This is a genomic window from Proteus vulgaris (assembly GCF_016647575.1).
GTDB lineage: Bacteria > Pseudomonadota > Gammaproteobacteria > Enterobacterales > Enterobacteriaceae > Proteus > Proteus mirabilis_B.
This window is the reverse complement of record NZ_CP032663.1, coordinates 1,368,754-1,388,035: the sequence shown is the minus strand read 5'-3', so window position 1 is coordinate 1,388,035 and position 19,282 is coordinate 1,368,754. Positions and strand designations below refer to the sequence as shown.

13 protein-coding genes are annotated in these 19,282 nt (G+C 38.0%); 6 read left to right on the top strand and 7 right to left on the bottom strand.

Annotated elements, in window-relative coordinates; all coding sequences use genetic code 11:
* Positions 1-5: 5 nt before the first annotated feature.
* From D7029_RS06315 to serC, 6 genes are all read right to left on the bottom strand, one after another.
* Positions 6-2,243 carry a DNA internalization-related competence protein ComEC/Rec2 gene (locus D7029_RS06315; protein ID WP_228766774.1) on the bottom strand — a complete coding sequence of 746 codons (2,238 nt, stop codon included), beginning with the start codon at positions 2,241-2,243 and terminating at the stop codon, positions 6-8.
* A 580-nt stretch (positions 2,244-2,823) separates the two neighbouring features.
* Positions 2,824-3,111, bottom strand: a complete 288-nt coding sequence (gene ihfB / locus D7029_RS06310) for an integration host factor subunit beta (protein ID WP_006537420.1) — start codon at positions 3,109-3,111, stop codon at positions 2,824-2,826.
* A gap of 64 nt (positions 3,112-3,175) precedes the next feature.
* Positions 3,176-4,849, bottom strand: a complete 1,674-nt coding sequence (gene rpsA, locus D7029_RS06305) for a 30S ribosomal protein S1 (RefSeq protein WP_006537421.1) — start codon at positions 4,847-4,849, stop codon at positions 3,176-3,178.
* A 173-nt stretch (positions 4,850-5,022) separates the two neighbouring features.
* Complete coding sequence (gene cmk, locus D7029_RS06300) at positions 5,023-5,709, bottom strand: (d)CMP kinase (protein WP_098943727.1); 687 nt, start codon at positions 5,707-5,709, stop codon at positions 5,023-5,025.
* Between the two features lie 312 nt (positions 5,710-6,021).
* On the bottom strand, positions 6,022-7,308 hold the full coding sequence (gene aroA / locus D7029_RS06295) for a 3-phosphoshikimate 1-carboxyvinyltransferase (protein ID WP_088493294.1): 1,287 nt from the start codon (positions 7,306-7,308) through the stop codon (positions 6,022-6,024).
* Positions 7,309-7,503: 195 nt separating this feature from the next.
* A complete protein-coding gene (gene serC / locus D7029_RS06290; RefSeq protein WP_099074999.1) occupies positions 7,504-8,592 on the bottom strand; it encodes a 3-phosphoserine/phosphohydroxythreonine transaminase in 1,089 nt (362 codons plus the stop codon).
* 136 nt (positions 8,593-8,728) lie between these two features.
* Here serC and D7029_RS06285 point away from each other — a divergent pair, with 136 nt between their 5' ends.
* Positions 8,729-10,159 (top strand): MFS transporter, encoded by a 1,431-nt coding sequence (locus D7029_RS06285; protein WP_194952147.1) that lies wholly within the window; start codon positions 8,729-8,731, stop codon positions 10,157-10,159.
* A 68-nt stretch (positions 10,160-10,227) separates the two neighbouring features.
* Here the strand turns inward: D7029_RS06285 and ansB are convergent, their stop codons facing one another.
* Complete coding sequence (gene ansB / locus D7029_RS06280) at positions 10,228-11,265, bottom strand: L-asparaginase 2 (protein ID WP_194952146.1); 1,038 nt, start codon at positions 11,263-11,265, stop codon at positions 10,228-10,230.
* Between the two features lie 228 nt (positions 11,266-11,493).
* Between ansB and ycaO the strand changes: the two genes are divergently transcribed.
* The 5 genes from ycaO (at position 11,494) to D7029_RS06255 (ending at position 19,234) form a co-directional block, all read left to right on the top strand.
* The gene (gene ycaO, locus D7029_RS06275) at positions 11,494-13,251 is read left to right on the top strand and encodes a 30S ribosomal protein S12 methylthiotransferase accessory factor YcaO (RefSeq protein WP_194952145.1); all 1,758 of its coding nucleotides are present in this window, start codon (positions 11,494-11,496) and stop codon (positions 13,249-13,251) included.
* A 672-nt stretch (positions 13,252-13,923) separates the two neighbouring features.
* Positions 13,924-14,778, top strand: coding sequence for a formate transporter FocA (focA, locus tag D7029_RS06270; RefSeq protein WP_075673549.1), 855 nt, complete (start codon positions 13,924-13,926; stop codon positions 14,776-14,778).
* 54 nt (positions 14,779-14,832) lie between these two features.
* Positions 14,833-17,115: a formate C-acetyltransferase gene (gene pflB, locus D7029_RS06265; RefSeq protein ID WP_098943737.1), complete on the top strand. Its 2,283-nt coding sequence runs from the start codon at positions 14,833-14,835 to the stop codon at positions 17,113-17,115.
* A 108-nt stretch (positions 17,116-17,223) separates the two neighbouring features.
* Positions 17,224-17,964 carry a pyruvate formate lyase 1-activating protein gene (pflA, locus tag D7029_RS06260; RefSeq protein ID WP_023581312.1) on the top strand — a complete coding sequence of 247 codons (741 nt, stop codon included), beginning with the start codon at positions 17,224-17,226 and terminating at the stop codon, positions 17,962-17,964.
* A gap of 373 nt (positions 17,965-18,337) precedes the next feature.
* Positions 18,338-19,234, top strand: coding sequence for a BPSS1780 family membrane protein (locus D7029_RS06255; protein ID WP_088493300.1), 897 nt, complete (start codon positions 18,338-18,340; stop codon positions 19,232-19,234).
* The last annotated feature ends 48 nt before the right edge of the window (positions 19,235-19,282 follow it).

The window sequence follows — 19,282 nt, the reverse complement described above, 5'->3', positions numbered from 1 at the left end:
TCATTCTACTCGGGAAACGTCAAAACACCAAACCACTGATGATACCAACGAGGCAAAATATCTCGCCTATAGGTAAATACATCAATATTATCTTGATTAAACTCGATAGAAATTTGCCCACTAATAGAGGTTGTTAGCCAATTAATAGCTTCTTTTTTATAACGATGATGTACTTTATCAGAAGGCAAACGCCAAGGGCTATAACGAGCAGCAGAAACAAGTGCAAATTTTGGTGATACTGCTTGAATAAACATCAATGTGGATGATGTTTGACTACCATGATGAGGAACTTGTAAGACATCTGCTTTTAGTTGTTCTTTTTTTACTCTTACTAATTGAGCTTCAGCTTCTTTTTCTATATCTCCAGTTAGTAGAATATTGTTTTTCCCATCACTAACATTGATCACACAGGATTGATTATTTTTCGGAGAGAGTAATTTATTCGGTGGCCATAATGCATCAAATTGCAGACCTTTCCACTGCCATGATTTATCACTTAAGCAAGGTAAATGCGAAGGATCGTCAAAACTACTACGAATACTTAAATTAGGATAAGTTTTTATTAAATCTTCCATTCCCCCTGTATGATCAAGATGATCATGACTAATGATCAATGCAACTGGTGTGAGTCGGTGATGTCTTAAATAAGGAATGATGACACTCTTTGCAATTGTACCTCCATTTTTCCAACGCATTCCTGTGTCATAAATAATCGCCTCACCTTCTTTCTCGAGAATAACTGCCAAGCCATGTCCAACATCTAGCATAGATATTCGCCATTGATAACGTGAAGAAGCGACAAATTCACAATATAAAATAGTACCAATAACCACAATGCAAATAAAATGATAACGCCACCATGACATTTTTATGATTAAAATAATTCCAATCCCAAAAAATCCTAATAATAAAGGAATGGCACCACTATTTTGCCAATATGGTAAAAATAAGGGAGCACACCAAAAAGCGAGATTAATAGAAAGATCAACCCAGTGCCAAATTATTGGTTGTAAAAATGAGAGAGGAAATGTCAATAATCCGAGCATTATTAATGGCACGGTAATAAAAGAAACAATAGGAACCGCCCATAAGTTAACGATAAAACTAAAAAAATTAGCACCATTAAATAAATATAATTGAAATGGTAATAAAATAATTAATAAACCAAATTGTAAATGTACCAACCTTAAAATAAACCACCGCTTTTGATGGTTATATTTAGCTTTTAATGGGTACATCCAATACCAAAAGATAATGGCAAATACAGCAGAAAATGAAAGCCAAAAACTGGCTGAAAGTATAGAAAGAGGCTCAACAATTAGAATAAGTGCAGCACTCCAAAGTGCCCATTGCCAAGGTAAAAATAATCGGCTCCCCCAATGTAAAATCACCCAAACAGTTAATCCAATAACAGCTCTTGTTGCTGGTATTCCCCAGCCTGATAACGCAGCATAGAAAATACCACATAGCCAAGCTATAACTAATGGAAATCTTGGATTAATCCATCTAATAGGGAAAAAAAATTGAATACCTCTTGCAATAACCCAGCCAAAAAAGGCAGCTAAACCTATATGTAAACCCGATATTACAATTAAATGTGCAACCCCTGTTTTCATATAGAGATCTTTTTTCTCGGGTTCGATATATCGCTTATCACCTAAGACCAAAGCAATAATTTCACCTTTATTTTTTGCTGTTTGCCAATAAGTTGAGATTGTCTGAACAAGTTGAGTACGCAGTGATATATCATTCCTGATAAACTTGGCAGTTATCACTTTACCCGTTAATGTTTCCTTCATAGAAACAGCGTATTTTTGGCTATCAAATCCACCTTCATTTAAATAACTATGTACAGCTCTAAATTGAATTTTAAACTTCCAATATTGTCCTACAGCTATGTTTTTAGGCGGACTTCGCCAATACACATTTGCATAAACAGATGACGAAAAGAGCGTCTTCTTCGTAATTGGTATTTTGATAATAATATTGCCATCTGTTAATTGGCGATACTCCATAATCTTGGTTTCAAATGTTGCCATATTATCAGCAAACTGTTCTGTTCTCGTCATTAGCGATGACGCAACCATATTTGAATAAACCCAGAAAAATAGAAATATCGCTGAAAAGCGGAATGTGCAAAAAGGAATAAATAATAGAAATAATGCAACAAAAATAATAATAGAATAAATAGTCTGACTAAAAAGCGTATGTTGAACTAATAAAGGTAAGCAACCTAATATCATTGCCAAAGCAATATTGTCTAAAGTTAACTTCGTGAAATAGAGTCTTTGAAAATAAACTGAATGAAAGCACCTCTGTTTTATTGATACCATCTTTAACTCAAAAAATTTTATCATTCGATTCAATAAAATCATTTCTAGCATCCTTGCCTACAATCATTCTTTAAATATCATGATGTTATCATTTAGTTAAAGATAGGCTTTTAGGTCGTTTTTTAGTGATGCTTTATAAAAAGAAAAAGATCTCTTGTTACATACAATAAATTTTGAGAAGAAACTCGTAAAAAGCAAAACAACTAAGTGATATAGGTAATTAAATAGAGAAATTAAAATAAAAGCAGAATACAGTAATAAAAAAGAAACAAGAAAGATATTTGAGGGATAAAACGAATAGAGCAAATCAATAAATTAGAGATTAGAGATTAGAGATTAGAGATTAGAGATTAGAGATTAGAGATTAGAGATTAGAGATTAGAGATTAGAAAATACATTAAAAATAATAATAAGCTATAAATAAAAAAACGGCACCTAAGTACCGTTTTTGAGAAAGTTAACTAACATCGTGCCATTTCGACAGGAGTTATTATTCCGTATAAATATTTACACGGTCACGTAACTCTTTACCTGGCTTAAAGTGTGGAACGTATTTACCTTCCAGATCTACTTTATCACCAGTCTTCGGGTTACGACCCGTACGCGGCGCACGGTAGTGTAGAGAAAAACTGCCGAATCCGCGGACTTCGATACGCTCACCATCAGCTAAAGTATCAGCCATATGATCAAGCATTTCTTTTACAGCTTCTTCAACCGTCTTAGCCGAAAGATGAGATTGTAGGCCTGCAAGTCTCTCGATTAACTCAGACTTGGTCATATTACCTCCCTAAACTACCGATAAATAGGCAACGATTAACGTTGCCTTCCGTTAATAACTTAAATTATTCGCCTTTAGCTGCTTTGAAAGCTTCAGCCATAGCGTTGTTTGAAAAACCAACTTCTTCTTTGTTGTTTACAGAAGCGATAGCGTCTTTCTCATCTGCTTCGTCCTTAGCACGAACAGATAAGTTGATAACGCGGTTTTTACGGTCAACGCCAGTGTATTTAGCTTCTACAGCTTCGCCAACATTCAGAACCAGAGTTGCATCTTCAACGCGGTCACGTGAAGCTTCTGAAGCACGCAGGTAACCTTCAACACCGTCAGCTAATTCTACAGTTGCGCCTTTAGCGTCAACAGCAGTTACTTTACCAGAAACAATAGCACCTTTTTTGTGAGCAGACAGGTAATTATTGAATGGATCTTCTGATAATTGTTTAACGCCCAGTGAGATACGTTCACGTTCAGCATCAACTTGCAGAACTACAGCAGCGATTTCGTCGCCTTTTTTGTATTCACGAACTGCTTCTTCACCTGCAACATTCCAAGAAATGTCAGATAAATGAACCAGACCGTCGATACCGCCGTCTAAACCGATGAAGATACCGAAGTCAGTGATAGACTTGATTTTACCTTCAACACGGTCGTTCTTGTTGTGAGTTTCTGCGAACTGCTGCCATGGGTTAGATTTGCACTGTTTCAGACCCAGTGAAATACGGCGACGTTCTTCATCGATGTCAAGAACCATAACTTCAACAACATCACCAACGTTAACAACTTTAGATGGGTGAATGTTTTTGTTAGTCCAATCCATTTCAGAAACGTGTACCAGACCTTCAACGCCTTCTTCGATTTCTACGAAGCAGCCGTAATCAGTCAGGTTAGTTACACGACCAGTCAGTTTAGTACCTTCTGGATAACGTTTAGCGATAGCTACCCATGGATCTTCGCCCAGTTGTTTCAGACCTAATGATACGCGAGTACGTTCACGGTCGAATTTCAGGACTTTAACAGTGATTTCGTCGCCAACATTGACAATTTCGCTTGGGTGTTTAACACGTTTCCAAGCCATGTCAGTGATGTGCAGTAAGCCGTCAACACCGCCCAGATCAACGAATGCACCGTAGTCAGTAAGGTTCTTAACGATACCTTTAACTTCCATGCCTTCTTGCAGGTTTTCTAATAACTGATCGCGTTCTGCGCTGTTTTCAGATTCGATAACCGCACGACGAGACACAACAACGTTGTTACGTTTTTGGTCTAATTTGATGACTTTGAACTCAAGCTCTTTGTTTTCCAGATGAGTTGTATCGCGAACTGGGCGAACGTCTACCAGTGAACCTGGTAAGAACGCACGAATGCCGTTCAGTTCAACAGTGAAACCACCTTTAACTTTACCGTTGATGATACCAACAACAGTTTCGTTTTCTTCGTAAGCTTTTTCCAGCATCAGCCACGCTTCGTGACGTTTAGCTTTCTCACGAGACAGAACGGTTTCACCGAAGCCATCTTCAACCGCGTCCAGAGCAACATCAATTTCGTCGCCCACTTGGATTTCTAATTCGCCTTGAGCGTTTTTGAATTGTTCTACAGGAATAGCAGATTCTGATTTCAGACCTGCATCAACCAGAACAACGTCTTTATCGATAGCAACTACAACGCCGCGAACGATAGCGCCAGGACGAGTTTCGATTGTTTTTAGGGATTCTTCAAAGAGTTGAGCAAAAGATTCTGTCATGTTAATGATCTTCAAGTAAATTTAATTAACGTCCATTTAGCATCCGGCCGAATGGGGTTGTTTCACATACCTCGTTACATCCTTTGTGACAAGGTCATCGGGCATTGTTGTGTTTTCATTAACACGTCAACCCGATTTTGATAATTACCTAGTATAAACGAAATAAAAATTAATTACGCTGATAATTGCAGATTTTTTTTAGCATAAGTCAACGATTTTTCAATGACTTCGTCAATAGACAAGCTTGTAGAATCGAGAATTAATGCATCTTTCGCCGCAACAAGTGGCGCAACAGCGCGATTTCGGTCACGATAATCGCGTTCTTTTATCTCGGATAAAAGGCGCTCAAAGTTAACATTAAAGCCCTTTTCCTGCAACTGTAACATGCGACGACGCGCGCGCTCTTCTGCGCTCGCCTCTAGAAATATTTTCACTTGTGCATCAGGAAAAACAATTGTGCCCATATCTCGGCCATCTGCAATTAAGCCCGGCGCTGTACGAAATGCGCGCTGGCGACGCAGTAATGCTTCTCTTACACGAGGAAATGTTGCAGCTTGTGATGCCGTATTCCCGACTGTTTCTGTTCGAATTTCAGTTGAGACATCTTCACCTTCAAGAATAACACTTAAGCCATTCTCATTAGGAATAAAACGCACATCCAAATTTGCCGCCAAAGGTACTAAAGCATCTTCGGAAGTGATATCAACATGATGATGTAAAGCTGCCAATGCCAATACACGATAAATAGCGCCAGAATCGAGTAAATGCCAGCCAAATGCTTTCGCTAATGCTTGGCACAATGTTCCTTTACCTGCTCCGCTAGGCCCATCAACAGTTATAACAGGGACGATAACCGCCATGAGTTTCTCCTTTTCGTGGGCACTGCATTTCTGTGTTTGTTGCTCTTATTACATTGATATAATAGGCATAGTGTTCAAACAGAGAAAAACAGTATTAATATATGCGCGTCATTATACGCATACAATGTATAGGAAGAAACAAGCAGTTAAGCACTAAAGAGTCTTATTTAAGATTATTTTTTCGAGATGGCTATTTTTGAGAAAAAATTAGTCTAATTACAATAAAAAATCGGCAGTATTGTTCTTCAAAAAGCCCAATACTGCCGATTTAACTGATTTAATTTTGACTCATTTTAATTAGTGATTTTCATATTAATTATTACGTTGAGAAAGTGTTTCTAATTTCTCGAAATAATCAGGGAAGGTTTTTGCGGTACATCCCGGATCAAGAATAGTAATTGGCGTATCAGAAAGTGCCACCAGCGAAAAGCACATCGCTATACGATGATCGTTATAAGTCTCAATATCCGCAGTAGTTAACTGTTTTGGTGGTGTTACTTTTAGGTAGTCGTGCCCTTCTTCAACAATCGCACCCACTTTTTGTAACTCGGCAGCCATTGCCGCTAATCGGTCAGTTTCTTTTACGCGCCAGTTATAAATATTGCGAATAACGGTCTCCCCTTCAGCAAAAAGTGCTGTGGTAGCAATGGTCATTGCGGCATCAGGGATAGTATTCATATCCATATCAATGCCTTTTAACGTTCCACGCTCACACTCAATATAGTCCTCACCCCAGCGTACTTTTGCGCCCATTTTTTCAAGCACAGAAGCAAAATGAATATCCCCTTGTAAGCTGTTTTTGCCAATACCTGTAACTCGTACAGTGCCACCTTTAATGGCAGCCGCAGCTAAAAAGTAAGAAGCAGATGAAGCATCGCCTTCTACAAGGTACTTTTCTGGTGATTGATATTGCTGGCCACCTTTTATAACAAAGCGCTGGTAGTCTTGGTTTTCAATTTTCCCACCAAAGGTATTAATTAACGCTAAGGTAATATCAATGTAAGGTTTTGATACTAATTCACCTTTAATAGTGATGATCGTATCTTGCTCTGCTAAAGGTGCCATCATTAATAAAGCAGTCAAAAACTGGCTAGAAACACTACCATCAACCTCAACATTGCCACCTAAAAAACCACCGCGCAAACGAATTGGTGGATAATCAGTCTGTTCAAGGTAGTCAATTTTTGCGCCACCTTGGCGCAAAGCATCAACTAAATGCCCAATTGGACGCTCTTTCATACGAGGCTCGCCAGTAAGAATAATATCATGCTGACCGAGATTTAATGCGGCCGCCAATGGTCTCATTGCTGTACCTGCGTTACCTAAGAAGAGTTCTAACGGGGAATTTGTTTTAAATTCGCCACCTAGTCCTTCAATATCACATACCGTATTGTTATTTGATAATTGATATTGCACACCTAAGGCTTTTAATGCATTAAGCATATGGCGAATATCATCACTATCTAATAAGTTGGTTAGACGAGTTTTACCTTTGGCTAAAGCCGCTAATAACAACGCACGGTTAGAGACACTTTTTGATCCCGGTAAATTAATAACACCTTCGATATGAGCGATAGGTTGTAATGTTAACGATTCCATAAACAGGTAAAAACTCCAATAAACAAGTAAATTAAGCGAGGATGCTATTTAATTAAATATAAAATTATTTAGGTACTTATATTTTTATTTATTAATTCTGTACTCGGTAATTCAATTTTAATTATTAACATCTTAAAGATAATAAATAAGAAAACCTGTATTTTAAGCAGGCTTTCTTATTCTAGATTTTATTGATTACGCATGACGACGTTCAAAATCAGCCATAAAATCGACTAATGCTTGAACACCTTCCAATGGCATTGCGTTATAAATTGAAGCACGCATACCACCTGATACACGGTGACCTTTTAATGCGACTAAACCTTGTGCTTCCGCCTCTTTTAAGAATACTGAATCCAGTTCAGGAGAAGACATTTGGAAAGGCACATTCATTAGTGAACGATTCTCTGTGGCAATACGATTGATATAAAAATCACTATTATCAATTGCACTATAAAGAAGTGCTGCTTTTTCATAGTTACGTTTTGCCATCTCTTGCAAACCACCTTGCTCTTTCAGCCACTTAAAGACCATACCTGATAAATACCAAGCAAAAGTAGGTGGTGTATTAAACATAGAATCATTTTCAGCAAGCACTGTGTAATCAAATACTGAAGGTGTTTCTTTGCGTGCTTTACCTAATAGATCTTCACGAATAATGACAATAGTTAAACCCGCAGGACCAATATTCTTTTGTGCGCCCGCATAGATAACACCAAAACGGCTAACATCTATCGGTTGAGATAAAATAGAAGATGAATAGTCAGCAATAACAATTTTGCTGTCATCAAAATCAGGCTCTTCATGAATGGCAATACCATCAATGGTTTCATTTGGGCAATAATGCACATAAGCTGCATCAGCGCTTAATTGCCACTCTTTCATTGGTTTAACACCAATTTTGCCATCAACTTCTGTTTTAATTTTAATGATATTTGGCGAACAATATTTTTCAGCTTCTTCGGCTGCACTTTTAGCCCAATAACCACCATCAATATAATCAGCGCTTGCTTTATCGCCTAATAAATTGAGAGGTAAAGCAGCAAAATGACCTCGAGCACCACCGTGGCAAAAAAGAATTTTGTAGTTTTCTGGCACATTAAGAAGATCACGAAGATCTTGCTCTGCCTGATGAGCAACTTCAAGAAACTCTTTACTGCGGTGGCTAATTTCCATAACCGAACGCCCAAGCTCATGCCAGTTGCATAATTCTAATTCTGCACGACGAAGGACTTCTGCCGGTAACATAGCCGGACCTGCACTAAAGTTATATACCTGACTCATTCAAATTCACCCTATCTGAATATGTTTTTACAAAATGACCTTTATCGGTTGTATCATTCCCGTTAAATTGGCGCAATGATTATTGTGAACTAACGCATAATATGCAGCGCGTAAAAATAATGGTTAGGAGTGTTTTATGTCGGGGAGTGTAAATAAAAAAGAAGAAGCGAGCTGGGGAATGCTTCTTCATGGAAAAAATAGTCTAAAATCGCTCGCTTTAGCAGGAGGCGTCGCATTACACGCAATTAATGTCTATATTACGATCACAACACTACCTTCAATTGTACGTGATATTGGTGGGCTTAATTTATATGCATGGAACACCACTGTTTTTATTCTGGCTTCAATTCTTTCTTCTGCATTAACCTCACGATTACTGAGTGCATTTGCACCTCGCAATAGTTATCTTTTTGCCACCATTTGCTTTTTAGCTGGCTCTGTTATTTGTGCAACAGCACCCTCAATGCAGATATTGCTTTTAGGGCGATTTATTCAAGGCGCTGGTGGAGGAATGTTGCTGGCACTTGCTTACTCTTTAGTTCGAGTCATGTTTCCTCAACCACTTTGGTCCAGAGCCATGGCGTTAATGTCTAGTATGTGGGGAATATCGACACTATTAGGTCCCGCACTGGGTGGAATATTTGCTGAATATGATGTTTGGCGCGGTGCATTTTGGTCTATTTTATTTGTAGGCATTCCTTACGCCATTTTATTATTTACTATTCTTCCTACCGAAAATAATGCTGATAATATTGTCGCCAAAGCGCCGTTACCTTATCAACAGCTTATTTTATTAATGCTCGCTGTATTATCTATTTCTATTGGTAGTCTTTATAACGTTATTTTATATAACGCCTTATCCTTTATATTTGCTTTGATCTTTATTTTACTGTTAGTCAATATTGATAAAAAATCAAATGATGGCTTATTTCCTAAAGGAACATTTTCTTTTTCTGCACCATTAGCACCAATATATCTCACCATGGTTTTATTAGGGATCAGCGTACAAACAGAAGTCTTTGTGCCCTATTTCTTGCAAATTATCCATAATATTACTCCTCTACTTTCAGGTTATTTAGCAGCATTGGTTGGTGCGGGTTGGTCTTTTTCTGCCATTATGTCTTCATCAAGTAAACAACATACCGCTCAAAAATTAATGCGTTTTGGTCCAATGATTAATTTTTCAGCCATTGTTATCCTTGGCTTATTTATCTCTAATGTTTTAACCATACCTTATGGGCAAATTATCATTATTTGTATAGCCCTCTTTTTTACAGGTGCCGGTATTGGTATGGCGTGGCCTCATTATTTAACTCGTGTATTGCATGTCTCTCAAGGGCAAGAAGCTCAAAAAGCAGCGACATCTATTACCACTATCCAATTGTTTTCAACGGCTGTTGGTGCCTCTATTTCAGGAACGGTGGTTAATATGGCGGGGTTAACAGATCCGGGTGGCATGATAGGCGCTCAAAATGCGGCACATTGGCTCTTTATTGTTTTTGCAATAACACCATTAATTGCTTTCTTTACAGCAAGAGTTGTTGTCTCTCGAGCCAAAACCAATTAGCCATTTCACGCTTTAGAAATAACAAAGCCTCATTAATGAGGCCTTGTTATTATCCAAACTCTTTTAAATTAATACTTTTCGAAATTCTCTTGGATCTTCGCAGGCTCTTGCGTTTGTGTTAAAGATAATTGTAATAACACTCTCGCTTTTTGTGGGTTTAAGCGCTCTGATGCAACAAAGCCATATTTTGCATCATCGACTTCACCATTTTGTGTAGTAAAGCCTACTGGTACACGGCTTGCACGCACAACAACCACACCTTTTTTAGCGCCATCGGCTAAGGTATCAAAAATATCAGTATATAAGTTGCCGTTACCAACACCCGCGCTGACAATACCTTTATAGCCATTATCAATAAAGGCTTTTGCTGGTAAATTAGAAGCATTGGAGTAGTTATAAACAATACCAACTTTTGGTAATTCAGTCAGTTTACTGACATCAAATGCCGGTTTATCTGCACGAGGTAATGCGGCAGTGTAATAATGAACCTTACCGTTATGTACGTAACCTTGAGCACCTGCGTTAACGGGCTGGAATGCCTGAACTTCAGTCGTGTTCATTTTCACAACATCTTTACCACTGATAACTGCATTATTCATGGTTACTAATACACCACGATCTTCAGAGGCTTTATCGCTCGCAATCACAACAGCATTAAATAGATTTAAAGGGCCTTCGGCACCTAATGCTGTTGCAGGACGCATTGCACCCACCATAACGACAGGTTTTTTACATGCAGTGGTTAAATCAAGGAAATAGGCTGTTTCTTCCATGGTATCTGTACCATGAGTGATCACAAAGCCATCTGTTTTATCGCAGTCTGCATTAATTTTATTAGCCAGCTTAAGCCATACTTGGTCATTCATATCTTGAGAGCCGATATTCACGACTTGCTCGCCTTTTAAATTAGCGACTTTTTTAGCCTCAGGCACTGCATTAATTAATGTATCAATGCCTAATTTACCTGCTGTATAGCTTGATGTTGTTGCTGAATCGCCGCCACCAGCAATTGTGCCACCTGTTGCTAAAATGGTGACATTAGGTAAGGCAAAAGCAGAACCACTGATTACAGCTAACAGGCTGGCGAGCAATGTTTTTTTCATCATCGAACTGATCCCTTATGAGTTTATAAATAAATCCAATTATGATGATTTAAAATTATTAATTCCGTGATAAATCAAACGAATTTATTAAAAAAATTCATATATCAAATAAATTATGAGTGATAAATATAGTTAGCCTTGGGTAAATGAGAGAAATTATTAGTGCATTACAGGGGATTTCAGTATTATGTGCCCCTAACTATCACCAGCAAAATATTGATGAAACCTGCCATGTCACAAACATTTATTCCTGGCAAAGATGCCGCACTGGAAGATTCTATCGCTAGCTTTCAGCAAAAATTAACCGACTTAGGATTTAACATTGAAGAAGCTTCATGGTTAAACCCTGTTCCTAACGTTTGGTCTGTTCATATTCGCGATAAAGATTGCCCTTTATGTTTTACTAACGGTAAAGGTGCTAGCAAAAAAGCAGCATTAGCTTCCGCATTAGGTGAATACTTTGAGCGTCTTTCGACCAATTATTTCTTCTCTGATTTCTGGCTAGGTGCTGATATTGCAGAAGGTGAATTTGTTCACTATCCAAGTGAAAAATGGTTCCCACTAACAGAAGATGATTCTGTTCCTGCTGGCTTATTAGATGCACGTTTACGTGAATTTTATGATCCTGAAGGTGAGTTATGTGGTAGTGAGTTAGTTGATTTACAATCAAGTAATCATGATCGCGGAATTTGCGCACTACCATTTATACGCCAGTCTGATGAAAAGCCTGTTTATATTCCTGTAAACATTATTGCTAACTTATATGCATCTAATGGTATGTCAGCAGGGAATACAAAGAATGAAGCGCGCGTTCAAGGACTGTCTGAAGTTTTTGAACGTTATGTAAAAAATCGCATTATCACCGAAAGAATTAGCTTACCTGAAATTCCTAAAGAAGTTTTAGCTCGCTACCCTGCTGTTATTGAAGCAATTGAAACATTAGAGCAAGAAGGTTTCCCAATCTTTAGCTTTGACGCATCTTTAGGGGGTCAATTCCCTGTTATTTGTGTCGTGTTATTCAATCCACAAAATGGTACATGCTTTGCCTCTTTTGGTGCTCACCCTGATTTTGGTGTGGCTTTAGAGCGTACTGTCACTGAGTTATTACAAGGCCGTAGCCTTAAAGATCTCGATGTCTTTAATCCACCAAGCTTTGATGATGAAGAAGTCGGTGATCACACTAATCTTGAAACACACTTTATTGATTCAAGCGGTTTAATTAGTTGGGATCTCTTTAAGAAAGATGCTGATTACGCATTTGCTGATTGGAACTTCAGTGGTACAACAGAAGAAGAGTTCCATACCTTAATGTCACTTTGCCAACAGTGCGATGCAGAAGTCTATATCATGGACTACTCACACTTAGGAGTTTACGCTTGCCGTATTTTAGTGCCTGGTTTATCAGATATTTATCCTGCTGAAGATTTACAATTAGCCAATAACATCATGGGTGTACATTGGCGCGACACTATTCTTTCGCTACCAACAAGCCAAGGCACTCAAGAAGAGTACCTTTCGCTTATTGGTCAGTTTGATGAAGATGGCTTAGACGACTTTACACGTATCAGAGAGATGATTGGTATTGCTCCGGGTAAAGATAATGGTTGGAGCCATTTACGTGTAGGCGAATTAAAATCAATGTTAGCGCTTGCAGGCGGCGATCTTGATCAAGCGCTTGTTTGGGTTGAATGGACTCAAGATTTTAATGCTTCTTTATTTACGCCAGAGCGTCAAAACTATTATCGCTGTTTACATAATCTCTTATTATTACAACAAGAGACTGAACGTGAACCAGCACAATATATGCACGCATTTTCTCGTATGTATGGCGAAAAAACATTACAAGCGGCCTTAAACGCAATGCAAGGTAAACAAGCATTTTACGGATTACAAACTATTGATCCTGATTTAGCTAATTTACCTGTTCATCAGTCGTTACTGGCAGCCTATGAGAAATTACAGAAAGCAAAACGCCAATCGACTAAATAAGCCTATTTTGTTTAAGGTTATTTATTAAATAATAACTAATTTTAACTGAATAATAAGTGCGTATTTAAATTGAAACACTCTATTGAAAAGTAGAGTGTTTTATTTTGCTAAAAATAAAATATTGACAGATTTGTCAATATGACAAATTTGCCACCTGACAAAATTGTCAAAATATGGCAAAAGTGACGATTTAAGGCATTTAATATGACACTATAAATACATATTGAATTTTTGCACTAAGAATATCACTTAATTCTAGTTTAAATTGCTATTTGTTTAACCAGATCTCAAAAATTAAAAAACCTTATTTTTATAATGGATATATGTCTGGAGTAATCAATAAAGATTAACCACAAATAAAGTAATGTTTATATTTATAGCAAAAGTAAATAAGGCGTTAAATTTGATTTTTAATTCTTAACATACGGGGTTTAAATAATACTTTATATTTACTTTTTACTTTATTTATCCAGCTAGTCTAAAATTTTTTGATAATTTTTAAAAAATTTTTTTATTTTATTAATCAAATAGTTATAGCTAAAATAGCGGGTTTTTACGCACTAAAAACGGGATTCTAATGAGCGACCATGATCCATATCAATTTTAGAAGTAAGCCCCTTTGCTACTATTATTGCGTGCTATAATTATTCCAACATATAAGAGAGTGTTAGTATGAAAGCTGACAGCCCTTTTAATTTATTATCACCTGCTGATATGGCAAAAGTTGCCGATGACGCATGTTGTTATAAAGCAAATAAACAGATCCCAATGACTTACTTATCTGCATTTACTGCGGGAATGTTTATATCTATTGCTTTTGTTTTTTATATTACTGCTACTACAGGTACCGCATCTGTTCCTTTTGGGCTGGCTAAATTAGTCGGTGGGATCTGCTTCTCTCTGGGGTTAATGCTCGTTGTCGTTTGTGGCGCGGACTTATTCACCTCAACTGTTCTTACTATTATACCTAAAGCAACCGGACGTATATCTTGGGGCAAAATGTTTGCTAACTGGATAAATGTCTATCTTGGTAACTTTGTTGGCGCACTCTTTTTTGTCGCCTTAATGTGGTTTGCTGGTCAACATATGGCAGCAAATGGGCTTTGGGGGCTGAATGTTTTACAAACTGCGCAACATAAACTAGAGCACACGTTTATTGAAGCGGTTTGTTTAGGTATTCTAGCTAACTTAATGGTTTGTCTTGCAGTATGGATGAGCTATGCAGGTCGTACACTGATTGACAAGCTTTTTGCACTGATTTTACCTATCGGTATGTTCGTTGCTAGTGGTTTTGAGCACAGTATCGCTAACATGTTCCTTATTCCTTTAGGTATTGTTATTAAGAATTTTGCACCAGCAGAATTCTGGACTAAAGTAGGTGCATCATCCGAACAATTTTCAAATTTAACTGTATCAAATTTTCTCTCTAATAATTTATTACCTGTCACTATCGGTAACATTATTGGCGGAGCAGTCCTAGTCGGTCTGGTATACTGGTTAATGCATCTGCGCGGTGACAAACATTAATCCGTGCAGGTATGACTGATTTCTTAAGTTCCATTGTAAAAAGGTAGAAGTATCATGTCTGATTTAAATGAAAAATTTGCTGAAGCATGGAAAGGTTTTTCTGAAGGTGAATGGCAGAACGGTGTTAACGTTCGTGACTTTATTCAAAAAAACTACACTCCATATGAAGGCGACGAATCTTTCCTAGCAGGTTCCACTAAAGCAACTGATACACTTTGGGAACAAGTTATGGAAGGCATCAAAATCGAAAACCGCACGCATGCGCCGGTTGATTTTGATACTTCTGTTGCTTCAACTATCACATCTCACGATGCGGGTTACATCACTAAAGATTTAGAACAAATCGTAGGTTTACAGACTGATGCACCTCTGAAACGTGCGATCATCCCATTCGGTGGTATCCGTATGGTTGAAAGTTCTTGCCATGCTTACAACCGTGAGCTGGATCCAGAACTGAAAAAAATCTTTACTGATTACCGTAAAACTCACAACCAAGGCGTTTTCGATGTTTATACTCCAGACATCATGAAATGCCGTAAATCTGGTATTTTAACAGGTTTACCAGATGCATATGGTCGTGGCCGTATCATCGGTGACTACCGTCGTGTTGCACTGTACGGTATTGAGTTCCTGCGTAAAGATAAATTTGCCCAATTCACCTCTTTACAAGAAAGAATGGAAAAAGGCGAAGATCTGGAAATGACTATCCAACTGCGTGAAGAAATCGCAGAGCAGCACGCTGCTTTAGGTCAAATCCAAGAAATGGCTGCGAAATACGGTTACGATATTTCTCGTCCAGCTCAAAACGCGAAAGAAGCAGTACAATGGACTTACTTCGGTTACTTAGCCGCTGTTAAATCTCAAAACGGTGCTGCAATGTCATTTGGTCGTGTATCTACTTTCTTAGATATCTACATCCAACGTGATATTGATGCAGGTTTACTGACAGAAGAACAAGCTCAGGAATTAATTGACCACTTAGTCATGAAATTACGTATGGTTCGTTTCTTACGTACTCCTGAATATGATGAGCTGTTCTCTGGTGACCCAATCTGGGCAACAGAATCTTTAGCAGGTATGGGTTTAGATGGCCGTACTCTGGTAACTAAGAATACTTTCCGTTTCTTAAATACCCTGTACACAATGGGTCCATCACCAGAACCAAATATGACCATCCTGTGGTCAGAACAACTGCCTATCAACTTTAAAAAATACGCAGCGAAAGTCTCAATCGATACTTCTTCAATCCAGTACGAAAATGATGACTTAATGCGTCCTGACTTCGACAGCGATGACTATGCAATCGCATGTTGTGTTAGCCCAATGGTTGTTGGTAAACAAATGCAGTTCTTCGGTGCTCGTGCAAACTTAGCGAAAACCTTACTGTATACCATCAATGGTGGTGTTGACGAAAAACTGAAAATCCAAGTAGGTCCAAAACATGCGCCAATCATGGATGAAGTATTAAACTTCGATACCGTGATGAACCAAATGGATCACTTTATGGATTGGTTAGCAACTCAGTACGTCACTGCGCTGAACGTTATCCACTATATGCACGATAAATACAGCTATGAAGCAGCTCTGATGGCACTTCATGACCGTGATGTATATCGTACAATGGCATGTGGTATCGCAGGTCTGTCTGTTGCTGCTGACTCACTGTCTGCAATCAAATATGCAAAAGTTTCTCCAATCCGTGATGAAAACGGCTTAGCGATTGACTTCAAAATTGACGGCGAATACCCACAATTCGGTAACAACGATTCTCGTGTAGATGACATCGCTTGTGACTTAGTTGAACGTTTCATGAAGAAAATTCAGAAACTGCGTACATACCGTAATGCGGTACCTACACAGTCAATCCTGACTATTACTTCAAACGTTGTTTACGGTAAGAAAACAGGTAACACTCCAGACGGTCGTCGTGCAGGCGCACCATTCGGACCAGGTGCTAACCCAATGCACGGTCGTGACCAAAAAGGTGCGGTAGCTTCTCTGACTTCTGTTGCGAAACTGCCATTTGCTTATGCGAAAGATGGTATTTCTTACACCTTCTCAATCGTACCTAATGCATTAGGTAAAGATGATGATGTTCGTAAAGCGAACCTTGCTGGTCTGATGGATGGTTACTTCCACCACGAAGCTGGCATCGAAGGTGGTCAACACCTGAACGTCAACGTGATGAACCGTGAAATGCTGTTAGAAGCAATGGAAGATCCTGAGAAATATCCTCAGTTAACTATCCGTGTTTCTGGTTATGCAGTTCGCTTTAACTCACTGACTAAAGAGCAACAGCAAGACGTTATCACCCGTACATTTACACAAACAATGTAATAAAGATAACTATATGCATTTATTTACTGAGAAAGTAGATAAAATCGCTTAGAATAAAGGCCCCTACTTTGGGGCCTTTTTATTAGACAGTTTTGGAGTAACCCTGTTATGTCCGTACTTGGTCGTATCCACTCATTTGAATCCTGCGGTACTGTTGACGGTCCCGGAATACGTTTCATTGTTTTCTTTCAAGGATGCCTAATGAGATGCCTCTATTGTCACAATCGTGACACATGGGATACTCATGGTGGGCAAATCGTCACAGTTGATGAACTAATGAAAGAGGCGGTTACCTATCGTCATTTTATGAATGCTTCTGGCGGCGGTGTTACTGCTTCAGGCGGCGAAGCAATTTTGCAAGCAGAGTTTGTACGTGATTGGTTCCGTGCTTGCCAGAAAGAAAATATCCATACCTGTTTAGATACTAACGGCTTTGTTCGTCGTTATGATCCCGTTATTGATGAATTAATGGATGCCACTGACTTAGTGATGCTCGACCTAAAACAAGTCAATGATGAGATCCACCAGAAACTGGTTGGTGTATCAAACCAGCGTACACTTGAATTCGCACGTTATTTAGCAAAACGAGGCCAAAAAACATGGGTACGTTATGTTGTTGTACCGGGTTGGTCTGATGATGATGATTCAGCTCATCGTTTAGGCGAATTTATTAAAGATATGAAAAATATCGAGAAAGTAGAACTTCTTCCTTACCACGAACTCGGCAAACATAAATGGGTAGCTTTAGGAGAAGAATACAAACTAGATGGTATTCATCCACCGTCAAAAGAGACGATGGAAAATGTAAAATCAATTCTTGAATCTTACGGCCATAAAGTTATCTATTAAGTTATTCTACTTAATATTAATTTAAGAAGCAGCGGTTTTAAGCGCTGCTTTTTTGTTTATAAAGTAACACCATATCGATACTAGAAAGCCTTATTTTTCATTTCTCTTCATTCCTCTTATTTTATATCTCTCTATTTTTGAAAGTACTTTCTAAGAAATAATATATTTTTCATAAGATTCATGATTTTTACGCTCTTCTCTATTCGGTTTTTTATTATTAAATATGAAACACGCTTATCAAAAACCGAAATAGTCTTTATAAGATTATCCTTAACCTATATTAGCTTTAATACAGTTGATTAATAACAAAACAAAAAGATATTATAGAGCGCTTATATTTATAAACAAAAATATCGGGATTAAGGTACAGGAAATGGAACAAGACAACAATTCATCGCTAACAGAGCCACAAGAGGTATTTACGCCTATTCCTCAAGCGCGAGGCGCCTCTGGTGGTGTTCGCTGGTTAGGACTGGGATGGGATTTAATAAAAGAGCGTTTTTGGATGTGGATAGGCGTTATCATTATCTACTTTATCGTTAGTCTTATTATATCAACCATTCTTGGATTTATTCCGCTATTGGGTCCAATCATTTCACCTTTTGTTACTACTGTATTAGCTGCAGGTGTCGTGGCTATTGCTCATCAGCAGTATGAAACCCAACGTATTGATGTTGATACCTTATTTGTTGGTTTCTATAATAAACGCTATCTTAGTTTGATGGGTGCTTACGGTATTAGTTTCCTCATTTTACTTGCTGGTATTATTCTGGCTATTTTAGTCAGCAGTGCCGCTATGATGGATATTTTTTATGCTATCAATAGCGATTATCCTGAAGAAATCATTGCTGAAATGATGGTGGATAACTCATCTGGATTTACATTATTTTTTATTATTATCGCTATTTTTGGTGCGCTAAGTACTGCAGCCTATTGGTTTGTTCCTGCACTTGTATTAGTTAATGGTTACAAGGCTCTTCCTGCGGTTAAAGCAAGCCTTTCAGCAGTAAAAATAAATTTAGCGGGTGGTTTCTTCTTCTTTATTTTGCTGTTCTTTATTATTGCGATTAGTGTTATTCCATTTGGCTTAGGGTTATTAATTACTATTCCTCTTTCTTACACTGCGATGTATGGCTCTTATCGTGACGTTTTTTATCACCATAATGTAGGAAATCAAGGAAATAACGGTGGAATTGGCGGAAGTGGTGGAAATGGAACAATTTCTCTAAATAAAACCGCTGAATCTAATATTGGTAAATTAGTTAGTTAATTCTTAGCATTAACTTGCTTAAATAAAAAAGCAGTAGAGCGTAAATTC